This is a genomic window from Nonomuraea longicatena (assembly GCF_039525605.1).
Classification (GTDB): Bacteria; Actinomycetota; Actinomycetes; order Streptosporangiales; family Streptosporangiaceae; genus Nonomuraea; species Nonomuraea longicatena.
This window is the reverse complement of sequence record NZ_BAAAHQ010000001.1, coordinates 244850-261004: the sequence shown is the minus strand read 5'-3', so window position 1 is coordinate 261004 and position 16155 is coordinate 244850. Positions and strand designations below refer to the sequence as shown.

13 protein-coding genes are annotated in these 16155 nt (G+C 71.5%); 9 read left to right on the top strand and 4 right to left on the bottom strand.

Annotation, left to right across the window (positions count from 1 at the left end; genetic code table 11):
* From ABD120_RS01175 to ABD120_RS01165, 3 genes are all read left to right on the top strand, one after another.
* Positions 1–765: ABC transporter ATP-binding protein (locus tag ABD120_RS01175; RefSeq protein WP_343947743.1), on the top strand; the 765-nt coding region annotated here is incomplete at its 5' end.
* Positions 762–1610 carry an ABC transporter permease gene (locus ABD120_RS01170; protein WP_343947742.1) on the top strand — a complete coding sequence of 283 codons (849 nt, stop codon included), beginning with the start codon at positions 762–764 and terminating at the stop codon, positions 1608–1610. The genes ABD120_RS01175 and ABD120_RS01170, both read left to right, overlap by 4 nt.
* 270 nt (positions 1611–1880) lie before the next feature.
* Positions 1881–3983 carry an ATP-binding protein gene (locus ABD120_RS01165; RefSeq protein WP_343947741.1) on the top strand — a complete coding sequence of 701 codons (2103 nt, stop codon included), beginning with the start codon at positions 1881–1883 and terminating at the stop codon, positions 3981–3983.
* Between the two features lie 3 nt (positions 3984–3986).
* Here ABD120_RS01165 and ABD120_RS01160 read toward each other — a convergent pair whose 3' ends face one another.
* Positions 3987–4766, bottom strand: coding sequence for a terpene synthase family protein (locus tag ABD120_RS01160; RefSeq protein ID WP_343947740.1), 780 nt, complete (start codon positions 4764–4766; stop codon positions 3987–3989).
* Positions 4767–5230: 464 nt separating this feature from the next.
* Here ABD120_RS01160 and ABD120_RS01155 point away from each other — a divergent pair, with 464 nt between their 5' ends.
* Both ABD120_RS01155 and ABD120_RS01150 read left to right on the top strand, forming a co-directional pair.
* Positions 5231–6133, top strand: a complete 903-nt coding sequence (locus tag ABD120_RS01155; protein ID WP_343947739.1) for a proteasome assembly chaperone family protein — start codon at positions 5231–5233, stop codon at positions 6131–6133.
* A 25-nt stretch (positions 6134–6158) separates the two neighbouring features.
* The gene (locus ABD120_RS01150) at positions 6159–7199 is read left to right on the top strand and encodes a Gfo/Idh/MocA family protein (RefSeq protein ID WP_343947738.1); all 1041 of its coding nucleotides are present in this window, start codon (positions 6159–6161) and stop codon (positions 7197–7199) included.
* Between the two features lie 58 nt (positions 7200–7257).
* Here ABD120_RS01150 and ABD120_RS01145 read toward each other — a convergent pair whose 3' ends face one another.
* Complete coding sequence (locus ABD120_RS01145; RefSeq protein WP_343947737.1) at positions 7258–8040, bottom strand: tyrosine-protein phosphatase; 783 nt, start codon at positions 8038–8040, stop codon at positions 7258–7260.
* 53 nt (positions 8041–8093) lie between these two features.
* Here ABD120_RS01145 and ABD120_RS01140 point away from each other — a divergent pair, with 53 nt between their 5' ends.
* The gene (locus tag ABD120_RS01140) at positions 8094–8963 is read left to right on the top strand and encodes a hypothetical protein (protein ID WP_343947736.1); all 870 of its coding nucleotides are present in this window, start codon (positions 8094–8096) and stop codon (positions 8961–8963) included.
* A 174-nt stretch (positions 8964–9137) separates the two neighbouring features.
* Here the strand turns inward: ABD120_RS01140 and ABD120_RS01135 are convergent, their stop codons facing one another.
* Entirely contained in the window at positions 9138–11240 is a 2103-nt protein-coding gene (locus ABD120_RS01135; protein ID WP_343947735.1) for a metallopeptidase domain-containing protein, read from the bottom strand.
* Between the two features lie 99 nt (positions 11241–11339).
* On the opposite strand from ABD120_RS01135, the gene ABD120_RS01130 reads away from it, so the two are divergent.
* The 3 genes from ABD120_RS01130 to ABD120_RS01120 all read left to right on the top strand — a co-directional run bounded on the left by ABD120_RS01130 (position 11340) and on the right by ABD120_RS01120 (position 15305).
* A complete protein-coding gene (locus tag ABD120_RS01130; RefSeq protein ID WP_343947734.1) occupies positions 11340–12494 on the top strand; it encodes a PucR family transcriptional regulator in 1155 nt (384 codons plus the stop codon).
* Positions 12495–12554: 60 nt separating this feature from the next.
* Positions 12555–13601, top strand: a complete 1047-nt coding sequence (locus ABD120_RS01125) for an amidohydrolase family protein (protein WP_343947733.1) — start codon at positions 12555–12557, stop codon at positions 13599–13601.
* A gap of 162 nt (positions 13602–13763) precedes the next feature.
* A complete protein-coding gene (locus tag ABD120_RS01120) occupies positions 13764–15305 on the top strand; it encodes a gamma-glutamyltransferase family protein (protein ID WP_343947731.1) in 1542 nt (513 codons plus the stop codon).
* A 118-nt stretch (positions 15306–15423) separates the two neighbouring features.
* Here ABD120_RS01120 and ABD120_RS01115 read toward each other — a convergent pair whose 3' ends face one another.
* Complete coding sequence (locus ABD120_RS01115; RefSeq protein ID WP_343947730.1) at positions 15424–16080, bottom strand: HAD family hydrolase; 657 nt, start codon at positions 16078–16080, stop codon at positions 15424–15426.
* Positions 16081–16155 lie beyond the last annotated feature (75 nt).

The following is a 16155-nucleotide window of genomic DNA, read 5'->3' as shown; positions in this document are numbered from 1 at the left end:
CGGCCCCCCCCCGCCGCCGCCACCGGCGGCGACTCCGGCGTGCCACTGGAGATCAGCGGGCTCACCAAGGCCTACCGCAACGGCTTCCGGGCGGTCGACGACCTGTCGTTCCGCGTCGAGAGCGGCCAGGTGCTCGGCCTGCTCGGGCCCAACGGCGCCGGCAAGACGACCACCCTGCGCATGACGATGGGGCTGATCCACCCCGACGGCGGCGAGATCCGCATCTTCGGCGAGCAGGTCCTGCCCGGCGCCCCGGTGCTGTCGCGGCTCGGCTCGTTCGTCGAGGGGCCCGGCTTCCTGCCGCACCTGTCCGGCCGGGAGAACCTGGAGCTGTACTGGGCGGCCACCGGCCGTCCCAGGGAGCGGGCGCACTTCGCGGAGGCGCTGGAGATCGCCGGGCTGGGCGACGCGCTCAGCCGGGCCGTGCGCACGTACTCACAGGGCATGCGGCAGCGCTTGGCCATCGCGCAGGCGATGCTCGGCCTGCCCGACCTGCTCGTGCTGGACGAGCCCACCAACGGGCTCGACCCGCCCCAGATCAAGGAGATGCGCGAGGTGCTCAAGCGCTACGCCCGGGACGGCCGCACGGTGATCGTCTCCAGCCACCTCCTCGCGGAGGTCGAGCAGACCTGCACCCATGTGGTCGTCATGCACCGCGGCCGGCTGGTCGCCTCGGGCCCCGTCGCCCAGCTGCTGGCCAGCTCCAACGGGCGCGGGCCGCGTCTTGAGGACGTGTTCTTCGACCTGATCGGGGAGAAGTCGTGAGCGTCGCACAGGGGTATCGCCCCGGCCGGACGCTGCCGCTGCGGGTCGAGATCGTCCGGCAGCTCAAGCGCCGCCGCACGATGGTGATGTTCGGCCTGCTGCTGGCGCTGCCGTGGATCCTCGTGATCGCCTTCCAGTTCGGCCCGCAGCAGCCCACCGGCAGCACGCCGGGGATCCGCATCTCCGACCTGGCGACCGCCAGCGGGCTCAACTTCGCCGCCTTCACCCTGTCGGTGTCGGCGAACTTCCTGCTGGTGGTGGCGGTGGCGCTGTTCTGCGGCGACACCGTGGCCAGCGAGGCCAACTGGTCGTCGCTGCGCTACCTGCTGGCCGCGCCGGTGCCGCGCGACCGGCTGCTGCGGCAGAAGCTCGTCGTCGCGCTCGGCTTCTCGGCCACGGCGGTGATCGCGGTGCCGCTGATGGCCCTGCTCGCCGGTACGGTCGCCTTCGGCTGGGCCGACATCACCGTGCCGGGCACCGGCGAGACGATCGCGGCGCTCGACGTGCTGCCGCGCTTCGGCATCGTCATCGGCTACGCGCTGGCCAGCCAGCTCGTCGTGGCGGCGCTCGCCTTCCTGATCTCCACGGCCACCGACTCGCCGCTCGGCGCGGTCGGCGGGGCGGTCGGGCTGTGGATCGTCTCCACGATCCTGCAGGCGGTCGAGGCGCTGGGGACGCTGCGCGAGTTCCTGCCGACGTTCTGGAACACCGCCTGGATGGACGCCATCGCGCCGGTCATCGACTGGGGCGGGATGGCGAAGGGCGCGTCGATCTCGGTGACGTACGCGGCGCTGCTGCTGGCGCTGGCCTTCCGGCGCTTCCGGCGCAAGGACGTCGTGTCCTGACCGGTGAGGGCCCTCCGGCGCCCGCCGGAGGGCCCCGAGGCAGGCTCAGTCCCAGTGGGGCGGGCGGTTGTCGAGGTAGAAGTCCTCGGAGATGGCCGTCTCGTCGCCCCAGGTGTCGGCGGGCTCCTCAGGGAGATATTCACTCACGGGCTACATGCTACCGAGATGAACAAACCCGCACCCGGCGATCTCCCGCGTAAGGGACACCTGGGATCACCGGGGGTACGATGCGTTAGTCAGGAGTCGCCCCAACCCCCGTGAGGCTGCCCCATGCCCACCCCCTCAGGCTGGCGCCGAGAAGGCAACCTACCTGCGGAGCTGACCAGTTTCGTCGGCCGTACCCGCCTGCTCGCCAATCTCAAGCGCCACCTGGGCGAGTCCCGCCTGGTCACTGTCACGGGCATCGGCGGTGTCGGCAAGTCGCGCACCGTGCTGCGGCTGGCCCACCAGGTGCGGTCGCAGTACAAGGACGGCGTCTGGTTCGCCGACCTGGCCCGGCTGCAGGACGCCGGGCTGGTCAAGCACACCATCGCGGCCGCGCTCGGCATCGCCGACCAGTCCTCCCGCGCGGCCTCCGAGACGCTGGCCGAGTGGGTCGAGGGCCGCGACATGCTGCTCATCATCGACACCTGCGAGCACCTGGTGCAGGGCTGCGCCGAACTGGTCGAGGAACTGCTGGAGGCCAACCCGAGCCTGCGCGTGCTGGCCACCAGCAGGCAGTCGCTCAACCTGCCGTACGAGCGGGTGGTCCCGGTGCCGCCGCTGCAGGTGCCGGGCGACGACCAGGGCGAGAACCTGTTCACCAACGAGTCCGTGCAGTTGTTCGCCGCCCGCGCCGGGTCCGTGGTGCCCGACTTCCTGCTCGACGAGGACAACATCGGGTCGGTGGCCGAGCTGTGCCGCCGCCTCGACGGCATCCCGCTGGCGATCGAGCTGGCGGCGGTGCGGGCGCGGGCGCTGTCGGTCGACCAGATCCTCGGGCTGCTGGCCGACCGCTTCAGCCTGCTGGCCGGGGCGAGCCGTACGGCGCTGCCGCGCCACCAGACCCTGCGGGCGGCGATCGGGTGGAGCCACGAGCTGTGCGAGCCCGCCGAGCGCCTGCTGTGGGCGCGCATGTCGGTCTTCGCGGGCGACTTCGAGCTGGAGGCGGCCAAGTTCGTCTGCGCCGACGAGCGGCTGCCGGAGGCGGACATCACCGACCTGGTGATGGGGCTGGTCGAGAAGTCGATCCTGCTGATCAGGTCCAACCACGCCGGGGTGCGTTACAAGCTGATCGACACGCTCGCCGAGTACGGCGAGGAGTGGCTGAGCAAGCTCGGCGAGTCCGAGCGCATGCGCAACCGCCATCTGCAGTACTACCTGAGCCTCGCCCAGCGCAGTGAGGACGCCTGGTCCGGGCCACGCCAGATCTACTGGTTCGTGCGCATGCGCCAGGAGCACGACAACGTGCGGGTGGCGCTGGAGCACGCGCTCAACTCGCCGGGTGAGACCATGCTGGCGCTGCGGCTGCTGTCGTCGCTGTGGTTCATGTGGATCTGCTGCGGGTTCACCCGCGAGGGCCGGCTCTACCTCGAACGCGCGCTGGCGGCCAACCCGACGCCGAGCAAGGAACGCTGCAAGGCGCTGTGGGTGCTGTCGTACGTGCGCAGCGCCCAGGGCGACAGCACGGGCGCGCTGTCGGCGGCCGAGCAGTGCAGCACGGAGGCGGTGCGGGTCGGCGACTCCAAGGCGGTGATCCTGGCCTCGAAGATGCAGGGCACGGCCGCGCTGCTGCAGGGCGACCTGCAGAAGGCCAGTGCGCTGCTGGGGGTGGCGATCGAGTTCAACACCGACAGCAAGGAACTGAACCCGGGCCTGCTGCCCGCCATCGTGGAGTTGTCCATCGTGCTCACTTCGCAGGGCGAGCTGTTCGAGGCGGAATCTCTGCTGGTCGACTGCCTGCAGGTGTGCAGGGAGCGCGGCGAACTGTTCGTGAGTTCCTATGCCTACTGGGCGCTGGCCTTGACGCGGCTGGCCAACGGCAGACCTCAGGAGGCGCTCGGCGATGCGCTGGAGGGGCTGCGCATCAAGCGACATTTCCACGACACTCTGGGCACCCTGATCGCGCTGGAGACGACGGCGCGGATTCACCAGTTGCTCAACGGACCGTCACTGGCCGCCCAGCTTCTCGGCGCACTCCAGCAGAACTGGAAGACGGCCGGGCTGCCGATGCTGGGCGCCCCCTGGCTCACCGCCGATCACGACAGCCTGGTCAAGGAGTGCCAGAAGACGCTGGGCGAGGACGGCTACAAGGCGGCGTTCGAGCAGGGGGCCCGCCTTGACCTCGACGAGGCGGCCGCCATCGCGCTGGGCGAGGTGGACGCCTCGTCCTGACGGTCAGCCGGTCTGCGGCCACTGCGTGCCCGAAGGCCACGCGCGCATGTATCTGGCGCTGCCCAACGAGTACTCGATGTGGCCACGTACCCAGTGTTCGAGGCCCTGCACATAGGCCCGCACGGCTTGCGTGCCCCAGGAGTCGACAGAGCTCCGCAGTTTGACCATCTGCGCCACGGCCTGGTCGTGCATGACCGCCACCTCGTTGAGTGCCTCCTGCAGCGAACAGCCGCGATGGGTGACGAGCACGTTGACGAGATTGTGCCGGGCCATGTCGTGCTTGCGCTCCTTCGCATAGGAGAACAGGTCGTTGTCCCACACGACGAGGTCGTTGGCGTGCTCGGTGAGCGCCCTGACGTCGGGGTGATGCCACTCGTCAGGGGTGAGCCGCTGCCCGCTCGCGATGTCGATGAGGGCGTAGACCGGGTACATGGCGCCGGTACGGCGGCGCATGAACACGTAGTCCTCCGGGGAGGGGACCACGTCGGTCTCGCGGTTGGCTGCTTCCCAGACCTGAGCGAAGATGTACTCCTTCGTTGCGGTGCTCCAACGGTCGAGTTGGTCTCGCTCGGCGTGCTCTGCGATGCGTGCCCTGAGTTCCTGGAGGGACTTGGCGAAGACGTTGGTGACGGGCTCGTCGGAGTCGATGTCGTGCAGGACGCGGAACATCTCCGGCAGGGCTCTGGCGATCTGGGCGGTGTGGCGGCTGAGATCCTCGGATTCGCAGAAGCCGTCGTCGTAGGCGAACAGCCAGATGCACCAATCCATCAGGAGTTTCAGCATGTCCCGATCGGCCAGTGGGTAGGCTCTCGCGGTGAGCCAACCGAAACGTGCGCTCTTGTAACGTTCCAGCATATCCGGCTCTCGCAGCATTCCTGACTCCAAGAGCCAGGCGAAGCTGTCCTCGCTGGCGGCGTCCACATGTGGATTCACGTCGCTCGCGAATGGGCACTGCAGGGCGGGGATGCGGAGGGGGGTGGCTTGCGCAGGAATTCTCGCCATACAGACATGATCGCAACGTTCTTATGGCGTGACCATATCGTATTTATAGCGATTCTTCTGCCCTCAGGGGCTATATGAATCAATCCCCTGGTCCGGAGGGATGTCGTGATCGAACATCCTTCCAGTCCGAGATCACCCCTGTGCTCGTCCCAGGCGGCCTATTCTGCACGACAGGGCGTCACGCGGAATCAGCTCGGCGCCCGGCAGGTTGCTGAAGAGAGTACCTAGGGAAAGGCTGTCCAAACGTGTTCGACCCGACGGACCTCTACGAGCTCGCCGCCGACCTCCCCGAGCTGACCGATCCGGTGCTTTTGTACCACTTCGACGGGTTCGTCGACGCGGGCAACGCCGGACGCCTCGCGCTCGGGCACCTACTGGCCGGGAGCGAGCACCGGGTCGTGGCCACGTTCGACGTGGACCGGCTGCTCGACTACCGCTCCCGCAGGCCGACCATGGTCTTCGACACCGACCGCTGGGTCGGGTACGAGAGCCCCGAGCTGGCCCTGTACTCCGCCACGGACGCCGCGGGCACCCCGTACCTGGTGCTGAACGGCCCGGAACCCGACCGTGAGTGGGAACTGTTCGTCAAGGCCGTCACCACGCTGACCGAGCGGTTCGAGGTGAGCAGGCTGGCCACCCTCCACGGCATCCCGATGGGGGTCCCGCACACCCGGCCGCTCGGCATCACCATGCACGCCTCCAAGCCCGAGCTGGTCGAGGAGCAGACGAGCAGCTTCGGCCGGGTCCACGTGCCCGGCAGCGCGGCGGCCCTGCTGGAGCTGCGGCTCGGCGCGCGCGGGCACGACGTGGTCGGCTACGCCGTACACGTGCCCCACTACCTGTCGCAGGCCGAGTACCCCCACGCGGCCGTCACGGGGCTGGAGGCCGTCTCCCGGGGCACCGGGCTGGTCTTCCCCCTGGACGAGCTGCGCACGGCCGCCGAACGCACCACGGCCGACATCGAGGAGCAGATCCGCGCCTCGACCGAGTTGTCCACGGCCATCGCCGGGATGGAGCAGCAGTACGACGCCTTCGCGGCCGGGTCCGACCGCGAGAGCCTGCTGGCCGAGCCGTCGTCGATGCCCACCGGCGAGGAGCTGGCCGCGCAGTTCGAGCGGTTCCTCGCCGAGCGCGACGACGAGGTGTGAGCGGCCCGCGAGTACCGTTGGCGCCATGGACGACATCCGGGTGGGCCTCGTCGGCTACGGCCCCGCAGGGCGGTTCTTCCACGCGCCGCTGATCCACGACACCCCCGGCCTGCGCCTTGCCGCCGTGGTCACGCGCGACCCCGGGCGGGCCGAGGAGGCCGGATCCCGGTACGACGTGCCCGCCCTGCCCCGCGCGGAGGACCTGTTCGGCCGCTGCGACCTGGTCGTCGTCGCCTCGCCCAACCGCACCCACGTGCCGATCGCCGAGGCGGCGCTGAGCGCCGGGCTGCCGGTCGTCGTCGACAAGCCGCTGTCGGCCACGTCCGTGGAGGCCAGGCGCCTCGTGGCGCTGGCCGAGGAGCGCGGGCTGATGCTGACGGTCTTCCAGAACCGCCGCTGGGACGGCGACTTCCTGACGCTGCGCCACCTGCTCGCGAAGGGCGCGCTCGGCGAGGTGGCCAGGTTCGAGTCGCGCTTCGAGCGCTGGCGGCCGGAGCCGAAGGGCGGCTGGCGCGAGTCCGGTGGCGCGGAGGACGTCGGCGGTCTGCTCTACGACCTCGGCAGCCACCTGGTCGACCAGGCGCTGCGGCTGTTCGGCCCGGCCCGCACCGTGTACGCCGAGATCGACTCCCGCCGTCCCGGCGTCGCCTCGGACGACGACACCTTCCTCGCCCTCGCCCACGCCGGAGGGGTGCGCTCGCACCTGTGGATGAGCGCGGTCACCGGCCGCCTCGGCCCGCGCCTGCGGGTGCTCGGCTCGGCCGGCGCGTACGTCAAGGAGGGTCTGGACGTCCAGGAGGACCTGCTGCGCGCGGGCGTCGCACCGGGCACGCCCGGCTTCGGCGAGGAGGCCGAGGACCGGTGGGGCCTGCTCGGCACCGACGAGGCCGCCGGCCGGGTCCGCACGGAGCCGGGCGCCTACCTCGACTTCTACCGGGGCGTCGAGCGGTCGCTGCGCGAGGGCGCCCCGCCGCCCGTCGATCCGGCCGACGCGGTCGAGACCACGCGGGTCCTGGAGGCGGCGCTGCTGTCGGCCGAGCAGGGCACCGTCACACACCTGCGCTGACCGGCTCACTCACGCAGGCGGGCGCGCAGGGGCGGCCGGCCGGTTCGGTCGCGCGGGTTCAGTCGCGCAGGCGGGCGCGCAGGGCCGCCGCGTCCGCCTCCGTCCACCCGTGGCCGCCGAGCCAGCCGAGCGGCCCGCCGAAGCGCTCGTCGAGCACGCCGAGGAACGTCTCGATGTACTCGGCGCGTGGCATGTGGTCGGTGGCCGGGCGCGAGTCCAGGTCGTCGCGGTAGGTGTCGCTGGCCCGCAGCCGGGCCAGCACCAGGTCGAGACGATCGCCGGTGGCGGTGTAGTCGGCGACGATCGCCTCCCTGGTGACGCCCGCGACCTCCAGGGCGAGGGCGGCGAGCACGCCGGTGCGGTCCTTGCCCGCGGCGCAGTGGAAGACGGCCGCACCCTCGTCCAGTGCCAGGGCGCGCAGCGCGCCGACGACGGAGTCCGGCCGCTCGCGCAGGTAGCCGAAGTAGATGCCGTTGACCCGCAACTCCTCGTCGAGCTCGCGGTCCTGCCACGGCAGCACCTTGTCGATGTCGATCGTGTCGGCCTCGACGTCGGTGTTCCTGCCCGGCTCGACGTGGAAGCTCATCCGGTGGTGGACCACCTCGGGCAGCCGGGTCAGCGGAGCCGGTCCCTCCAGCGCCACCTCGACGTCGGAGCGCAGGTCGACGACGTGGCGCAGCTTCAGGTCGGTGACGAGCCTCGCGACGTCGTCCTCGGTGAGCCCCTGCAGATTGTCCGATCGGAAGACTCTGCCCGCTTTGACGGTCCCGCCGTCCACGGTGGGCAGACCGCCCAGATCGCGCATGTTGACGGCACCCTGTAGATCAATCCAGTTGCTCATCTCATTGACCCTACCTCTGAGCGAAATCTCCGTTTATCACGCACCATTGACCTATGGATCCGCGCCATGCCCCTCCACGGCCCGTGATCGACCCGTCGTTGCCCGCCGAGGTCTCGGTGGTGCTGCACGGCGCCCCGCACCTGCTCGAACAGGCCAGACGCGGCGGCCACCCCGAGCGGTCTGCCGGGGTGAGCGCGTATGTGCTGGTCCCGGCGTTCCTGGTGCTCATGTGGGTGCTGCTCGGCGTCTCCGGGCTGATCGCGGCCGGGGTGTTCACGAGCCTGGTCTCACTGCTGTTGCTGGCCGTCAGGAGCGGCACCCGGTACGAACGGCGCCGTCTGGAGACCGTACGCGCCCACAGCGCCGCCTTCGTGCTGCCCGGCGACCTCGACCACCCGTGCCGCCGACTGCTGGCGCGGGCCCAGGCCGCCGTGGACAGGGTCCTGACCTCGCAGGTGAACCGTGCGGGGCTGCTCGACACCATCGACAACCGGGTGACGCTGCCCGAGGAGGTCTGGCAGATCGCCCAGCGGCTGTCGCGCCTGTCGGCGATGCACGCCGAGCACGGCCGGATCGTGCCGGAGGAGCTGCCGTCCGGGCTGGAGGAGGCGTTCAAGCCGTACAGCACCGCGCTCGACGCGGCCTGGACCTCGCTGGCCCGCCGGGTGCGGCGGCTGGAGGACTACGCGAAGCAGGTGGCCAAGGCCGACGAGGTCTTCCAGACCCATCTGCGGCTGGAGGCGCTGGCCGCGCGCACGCCCGATTATCAGCGGCTGCTGGCGGAGACCGTACGCGACGATCTGGCGCGCGGGCACATCAGGGAACTGGCCGAGCAGGCGGCGCGGGTGCGTGAGCTGTTCGAGGAGAGCATCGGCGAGGCCCGGCGGACGGCGGGTGCGTTGCTCAGGACTCCGTTGTCCTGAGCGCGAGCACCGGCCCGTCCGGGCTCCTCGAAGCCCGTGTGAGGCGCCGCGGCTCCGCATCGACCCCTTTGCCCGCTTCCGGCGTCCGGGGCCGTGTCCGGCCGACTGGGCGCTTCCGGCGGCCCTTCTCGAAGAGGGACGGCCGAGGGCTCGATCTGCCCTCGGCCGCCTCGATCACATGTTGTTCACACGGCAGGTGGCGGTGGCCGTCTTGGTCGGGTCGCTCTCCGAGGTGGCGGTGAGCTTGACCGTGGCCGTGAGGGCGATCATGCCCTCTCCCGGGATCGCGTTGACCTTCACGCCGGTGCCCGCGGCGAAGTCGACGGAGGCCAGGGCGGTGGGCAGCCGCACGCTCCAGCCCCTGCCCGAGACCTCGGCCTTGAGCCGGTAGACGTCACTGCCGAGGTAGGCGCTGACGTCCTCCGGGTGCTGACCGGCCGCCGGGGCGGCGGTGCCGGTGTTGCGCAGCGGGAAGGTGCAGGTGCTGATGCCGTCGTCGGGCTTGGCGGTGCCTTCGCCGAGCGTGACGCCGCGCTGCTGCGGGCCGGCGCCGTCCAGGGAGCGGATCGCCACGGTGTAGGCCAGGACGCCCACGTTGTCGCGCTCGACGTCGGTGACGTAGAAGTGCAGGCGGTTGGCCTGGTCGACGTACTCGTACTCGCTGCCGGAGTCCGTGCCGGCATGGAAGAGCGCGTCGGCCAGCTGGCGGTAGTCGCCGATGGTGATCGGGACCTTGGTGCCGTCGGGCAGGACGTAGTCGGTCATGCCGATGTCCTGCGGGTTGGCGTCCACCACCCACGTGTACGGTGCCCGGTCGGCGTCCTTGGTCTTCGCCAGCAGCACACCGGAGTCGGGGGTGAAGGAGTCGGTGCCCATCCGGTCGACGACCTCGACGGTGTAATTGTCGTAGCCGCCGCCGTCGCACAGCGGGTCCGTGGCGGGCAGGCAGCTTCCGGTGCTCTTGTCACCGGTGCCGAACTGGATGTTGACACCGCTCAGCCCGCTCGGGCCCGGCTGCGCCACGCGGGCGGTGACCCTGGCGGTGACCATGCCGGACTGGGCGAGGGCGTCGCGCGACAGGCGCAGCACGTTCTGCTCGTCGACCATCTGCAGCTTGATCTTGTTGCGCAGCATGTGCTGGGCGCCCATCGAGGAGCCGGAGGTCGGCGGGATGAGCCAGCGGCTGTGCGGGCCGCCGGGCCCGTTGAAGGTGCCTCGGCTGAGCATCTCCCAGATACCGGAGTAGGCCCGGCGCGGCGGGTTGGCGTAAGGGTTGTTGTAGTTGTCGGCCACGCGCAGGATGTGGCTGAGCTCGTGGGCGTACACCGACATGCCGGAGCTCTCCGCCTGGACCGAGTCGACGCCGAACTCGGCGTTGGGCCAGAAGGTGGAGCCGGACTGCCAGGACGTCCAGTCGACGTAGCGCGTCTTCGACCAGTTGGGCATGCTCGGGTCCTCGGGCCCGAACTCGTCGGTGACGGCCTCCTTGTTCGGGAACTTCATCGGCCCGAACTCCTGCCAGGTGGAGGACTCGTCCTGCCCGGCGCTGACGTAGAAGACGAAGTCGTACTTCTTCAGCTCCTCGTCGCCCACTGCGGTGCGCCAGGCGGCGTTGCCGTCGACGCGCAGGTCGCGGGTGCAGGTGTCACCGGGCGGACAGGCGTCCTTCTGCCACTCCAGCGCGTACTCGTGGTCCTTGCCCGGCATCAGGTACGGGCCGAAGCCGGTCAGTTCCACGCCGGTACGGCCGCCCGAGCCCTCCATCCAGTACTCGTGGATGGTGTGCCCCTTGTTGAGGGCGTTCGGGGTGTTGAGGAAGTCCTGGTAGAACTTTGCGACCTGCTCGCGCGGGATGTCGTGGGCCTCGGCGCTCGGGTTCTTGAAGACCGTCGAGCCCTTCGGCTGCGTCACCACGAACGGCTGGTTCCGATAGTCGAGCAGCACCAGGGCGCCCTTGAAGGTGCGGGCGGAGCCCTTCACCGCAGGGTCGTTCCACTTGGTGTTCGGTGGCTTCTTGTAGTCGGCCCACGTCATGTGGTCCGGGTTCTCCCAGTTCTGGGGATCGATCGGCTTGAGCGCCGGGTGCGACGTGCTGCGCTTGGTCTGCGCCTCCGCCGGCTGGTCGCGCTGCCACGGCTGCGTCTGCGGCCAATGGTCGGCACGCCAGGGGTGCTCGGGATCCGCGGGTTCGGCCGCCACGGGGGTGGCCGTCAGAGCCAGGGGCACGATGAGCAGCGCCGCCGTCAGCCCTTTGAACAGCTTGTTGGGGACTTTCACAGAGTGGACGGTAGTGACGAACTTGACGAAGATCATCAATCACTCGTAGAGAGACTTGTACGATCTAGACCATCAAATGTAGAAATGCCCAGGTGGCCCGTGGCTGATCTCCAGCGAACCGTCGACGACCTCGCCGCCCGCGTGAACCGCCCCCTCGTCCTGGAGGACCGGACACAGCGAGTCGTCGCCTACAGCGAACAGAGCGGCGCGATGGACGACATCCGCCGCGACTCCATCCTGCTCAGGCAGACCGGGCCCGAGGTCCGCGCCTGGCTCGCCGACGCGGGCGTCCCGGACGCCGACGCGCCGCTGCGCACCCCGGGCGCGCCCGGGCTCGGCCTGCTGCCCCGGGTCTGCGTCCCGGTACGGCACAGCGGCGCCCTGCTCGGCTTCCTGTGGTTCATCGACAACCCGCCGATGCCCGACGAGGACGTGGCCGTCGCGGCGGCGCTCGTCCCGCAGCTCGCGCTCACGCTGTTCCACGAGAGCGTGGCCTCCCGGCTGGCCGCGCACCGCGAACTGGAGGCGGTCACCCGGCTCCTGGACGGCGCGCCGGACGCGGCCCGGACGCTCGTCGAGGCGGGCGCGGCCCCACAGGGGCAGCCGGTGACCGCGCTGGTGGCCAAGCCTGTCGCCGGCCAGGCGAACGAGGCTTCCCGCCTGGCACTGGAGCAGGGTCTGCTCGCCCTGCGCCGCAAGCTCACCGCACACCACGCGCTGCATCTGGTCAGGTACGACCATGGGGTGCTGCTGGTCTCGGGCGTCAGGGGCGAGGCGGTCCTCGCGCACGCCGAGGAGGTGCACGCGGCGCTGTCCGTGCCCGTGGTCGTCGGCGTGGGCGAATCCCGCAAGGACCTCGCCGAGACCTCCTCCTCGTACGGCGAGGCGCTGCGCGCCGCCGAGACCGCCGCCCGCGTGCCCGGCCTCGGCCGTACCGTCGAATGGGCCAGACTCGGGGTGTACCGCCTGCTCAGCCAGGTTTCCGACCACGAGTTCCACCCCGGCCTGGAGGCGCTGCTGGCCGATCCGCAGCACCTGCCGCTGCTGGAGACCCTGGAGACCTACCTCGACCTCGCGGGCAGCGCCGTCGCCACGTCGCGGAGGCTGCGGCTGCACCGTACCTCGCTGTATTACCGGCTCCAGCGCGTCGAGGAACTGGCCGCGACCGACCTCAAGGACGGCGGTGAACGCCTCGCGCTCCATCTCGGCCTGAAGCTGGCCCGGTTATCGGGCAGGTATCGGCCCAGAAGCTGATTGCGCCCCGCCCCGTGCTGCCGTTTAATGCCCAAAAGAGACGATCCGACGGGAGGCTTCATGCCGTCTGCGGTGCGCGCTCCACGGGTCCTGGGCAAGCGCGCGCCAGGACCCGTCCTCGTCCACACGGCCCCGCTGGTGCTACCCATCTGCGCAGATCCGCTCCGCGACGGCGCCGTCGCGATCCGCGCCGACCGGGTGCTCCAGGTGGGCCCGCGTGACCGCGTGCTCCGCATGTATCCCGCCGCCGAGGAGACCCGCTGGCCGGGGATGATCGTCGCCGGGCTCGTGGACGCCTGCGCCGCGCCCGCGCCGCCCGCGCCCGGGGTGACCGCGCGGGCCGCCGTCGTCCGCGACCTGCTCGACCCACCGGCCGCGCGGGTGACGTACGTCGAGGTGGCCGCGCCGTCCGAGGAGGTGTGGGAGTGCAGCGCACGCGACGCGCTCATCACCGCCATCCGCGAGTTCGAGGCCCCGCACGCGATCGGGATGGCACCGCGCACCGCGGACCCGCACGTCCTGGAGGACGTGGCGGTGCTCGCGCGCACGTTCGGGCTGCGGATGCTCGTCGAACTCGGCCGCCACTCCCCCGCCGCCCTGGACGAGGCCGGGGTGCTCGGCCCCCACTGCCACGTGGCCGGAGGCGGGCAGCTCGACCCCGGCGAGCGCAAGCTGCTGCGGCTGCGGCGCAGCAGCGTCGCGGTCTGCCCGTCGCCCGGCGGCGCCGACGACACGCTCGCGCTCATCGACGAGGGCAACCCGCTGGCCTTCGGCACCGCGCCCTCGCACAAGGGGCCGCCGCCGTTCCAGAGCGACCCGCCCGGCGAGGACCTGCTGGGGCACGCCCGTGCCGTCCGGGCCCAGGCCAAGGCCCGGGGACTGCGGGTGAGCGGGCTGGACCGCAGGCTGGTCGAAGCCGCCACAGTCGGAGGGGCGCGCGCGCTCGGGCTCGACTTCGGACCCGGCCGCATCGGCGTGCTCGCCCGAGGGGCCCGCGCCGACCTGGCCGTCTACGACGCCAGGGGACGCTATCCGTACTCCGCGCTGCTGTCGGCGCCACCCTGCCTGGCCACGATCACGGCGGGAGTCGTCACCCACCGAGCCTGAGGGAGTCCCCGCGCGAGCGGGCTCTCGGGCCCTCCCGGCATCAGGCCCCACCCGAGACCCTCCCGGTAGCAGGTTCCCCCGGGAACTCCTCCCGGCGTCAGGCCGCTGCCGGTATCGGGTTTCTCTCGGTATCGGCGGTATTTGTCCGGGTAGCCTTTATGCGTGCAGAACACAAGGTTCGCCCGCTTCGGCATGGTTTGCAGCGTCGACCACCTTGCGACGGGGGCGGGGATCGCGATGCTCGATCGGGGCGGGTCCGCGGCCGATGCCGCGATAGCGACCAACGCCGTGCTCACGGTCACCGCGCCGCACATGTGCGGGCTCGGCGGCGACCTGTTCGCGCTCGTCCACGACGGCGAGGTGAGCGCGCTCAACGCCTCCGGCCGGGCCGGGTCCGGCGCCGATCCCGGCCGGCTGCGGGCCGAGGGGCACACCCGGATGCCGCACCACGACGACATCCGCTCGGTGCCGGTGCCCGGCTGCGTGGACGGCTGGGCGACGCTGCACGCCCGGTACGGCAGGCTGCCGCTCGACCTGGTGCTGGCCCCGGCGATCCGGCTGGCGGAGGACGGGTTCCCGGTCTCTCCGCTGCTGGCGCCGGGCGCGCAGGCCGTCGCGGCCCTGCCGGGCGGAAGCGACTTCGAGGGCGTGCGCGCGGCGGGCGACCTCATGCGGCGGCCCGGTGTCGCGCGGGCGCTGCGGGCGGTGGCGGGGAAGGGCCGCGACGGCTTCTACCTCGGCGAGTTCGGGGAAGGGCTGCTGGAGCTCGGCGCGGGCGAGTACACGCGGGACGACCTGGAGCGGCCCGCCGCCGACTGGGTGGAGCCGCTCCGGGTGCGCGCGTTCGGCCACGATGTCTGGTCCACACCGGCCAACACGCAGGGCTACCTGCTGCTGCTGTCGCTCGGGATCCTCGACGGGTTGCGGCTGCCCGCCTCCACCGAGCGCTCGGCGTGGGCGCACCTGCTGGCGGAGGCGGCGCGGGCGGCCGGGTACGACCGGCTGGACCTGCTGCACGAGGACGCCGACGGGCTGGTCACCGACGAGGAGATCGCCAGACGGCGGGCGATGATCGACCCGGCCGGGCGGATGCGGGTGCCGAGCCGTACCGCCGATGGAGACACGACGTACCTGTGCGCGGTGGACGGCGACGGCATGGGCGTCTCGCTCATCCAGTCGAACGCCGCGGGGTTCGGCAGCATGCTCTTCGAACCGCGTACGGGGATCAACCTCCACAACCGGGGCATCGGATTCTCCCTCACACCGGGACATCCGGCCGAGTACGGCCCCGGCCGCCGCCCTCCGCACACGCTCGCGCCCGCGCTGATCACCCGTCCGGACGGCTCGCTGCGCTCGGTCGTCGGCACGATGGGCGGCGACGCCCAGCCGCAGATCCTGCTCCAGGTGATCACCAGGTTGCTCGGGTACGGCGAATCGCCCGGCGCGGCCATCGCCGCGCCCCGGTGGCGGCTCAGCGGGGGCGAGACCGGGTTCGACACCTGGCAGACCCCGGCCGAGACGGTGGTCGAGGTGGAGGCGGGCACCCGGTGGGCCGACGGCCTGGCCGCCCTGGGCCATCCGGTGGCCGAGCGGCCGTACGGTGGCGGGTTCGGGCACGCGCACCTCATCGACGTACGGGCCGACGGCGTCCTGGCCGGTGCCGCCGACCCCCGCTCACAGATCGGCGCCGCCCTCGGCCGCTGACACCCCTTCCCCGGTACGGCGAGCCCGCCCGCACCGGGCGCGCGAACCGGGCCGGTGGCCGTCGCGTGCGGCGGGCGTGGGAGCGCGCGTGTGGGGTGCCCCTGGGCGTACCCGGGCCTCAGGTGAGGGTCTGGAGGGCCGGGAGCAGCGCGTGGAGGTCGTCGACGACCACGTCGGCGATCCGGGCGGCCTCCGGGCGGTCGGCGTGCAGGTGGCCCCAGGGGCCTCGGCGCAGGAGCGCGGTGCGCATCCCGGCCGCCCGCGCCGGGCGGATGTCGTTGTCGAGCCGGTCCCCGACGTAGAGGATCTCGGCGGGCTCGCGCCCGGCGACGGAGGCGACCTTGGCGAAGAACTCGGGCGCGGGCTTGGCCACGCCCCAGCCGTCGGAGGTGTGGATCGAGTCGGCGGGCAGGTCCATGGCGGCCAGCGCGTCGTAGGCCGCGACCGGCTGGTTGCCCGCGATGACGACCTGGTACCCGGCCGCGCGCAGCGCCGTGAAGGCGGGGCGCACGTCCGGGTAGAGGTCGTCGGCGTCGAAGGAGTTGCGCAGGCCGTCGGGGTCGTCGTGGGCCCAGGCGGCGATCTCGGCCTCGATGTCGAGCCCCGGGCGGACGATCTGGAAGGCGTCACGGTGGGAGCGGTCGAGCGCGGCCACCCCGCCGAGCACGCCCATGAACGTCAGCCGGGTGACGCCGAGGCGATCGGCCCAGCGGGTCCAGATGCGGGTCTCGTCGATGAGGGTCTCCCCGACGTCGAACACCAGCGCCTTGATCATCTCTCCCCCTTCTCTGCGCCCCGACGGCGACCCGACTGCGCTCCCGCGGCGCCCTGACAGCACCTCCACAGCGCC

Excerpts from the sequence above, each read along its gene's own strand:
- ABD120_RS01160 (WP_343947740.1), bottom strand. The coding sequence starts at position 4,766 with ATGCTGAAACTCCTGATGGATTGGTGCATCTGGCTGTTCGCCTACGAC.
- ABD120_RS01165 (WP_343947741.1), top strand. The coding sequence starts at position 1,881 with ATGCCCACCCCCTCAGGCTGGCGCCGAGAAGGCAACCTACCTGCGGAG.
- ABD120_RS01145 (WP_343947737.1), bottom strand. The coding sequence starts at position 8,040 with ATGAGCAACTGGATTGATCTACAGGGTGCCGTCAACATGCGCGATCTG.
- ABD120_RS01115 (WP_343947730.1), bottom strand. The coding sequence starts at position 16,080 with ATGATCAAGGCGCTGGTGTTCGACGTCGGGGAGACCCTCATCGACGAG.
- ABD120_RS01140 (WP_343947736.1), top strand. The coding sequence starts at position 8,094 with ATGGATCCGCGCCATGCCCCTCCACGGCCCGTGATCGACCCGTCGTTG.
- ABD120_RS01150 (WP_343947738.1), top strand. The coding sequence starts at position 6,159 with ATGGACGACATCCGGGTGGGCCTCGTCGGCTACGGCCCCGCAGGGCGG.
- ABD120_RS01125 (WP_343947733.1), top strand. The coding sequence starts at position 12,555 with ATGCCGTCTGCGGTGCGCGCTCCACGGGTCCTGGGCAAGCGCGCGCCA.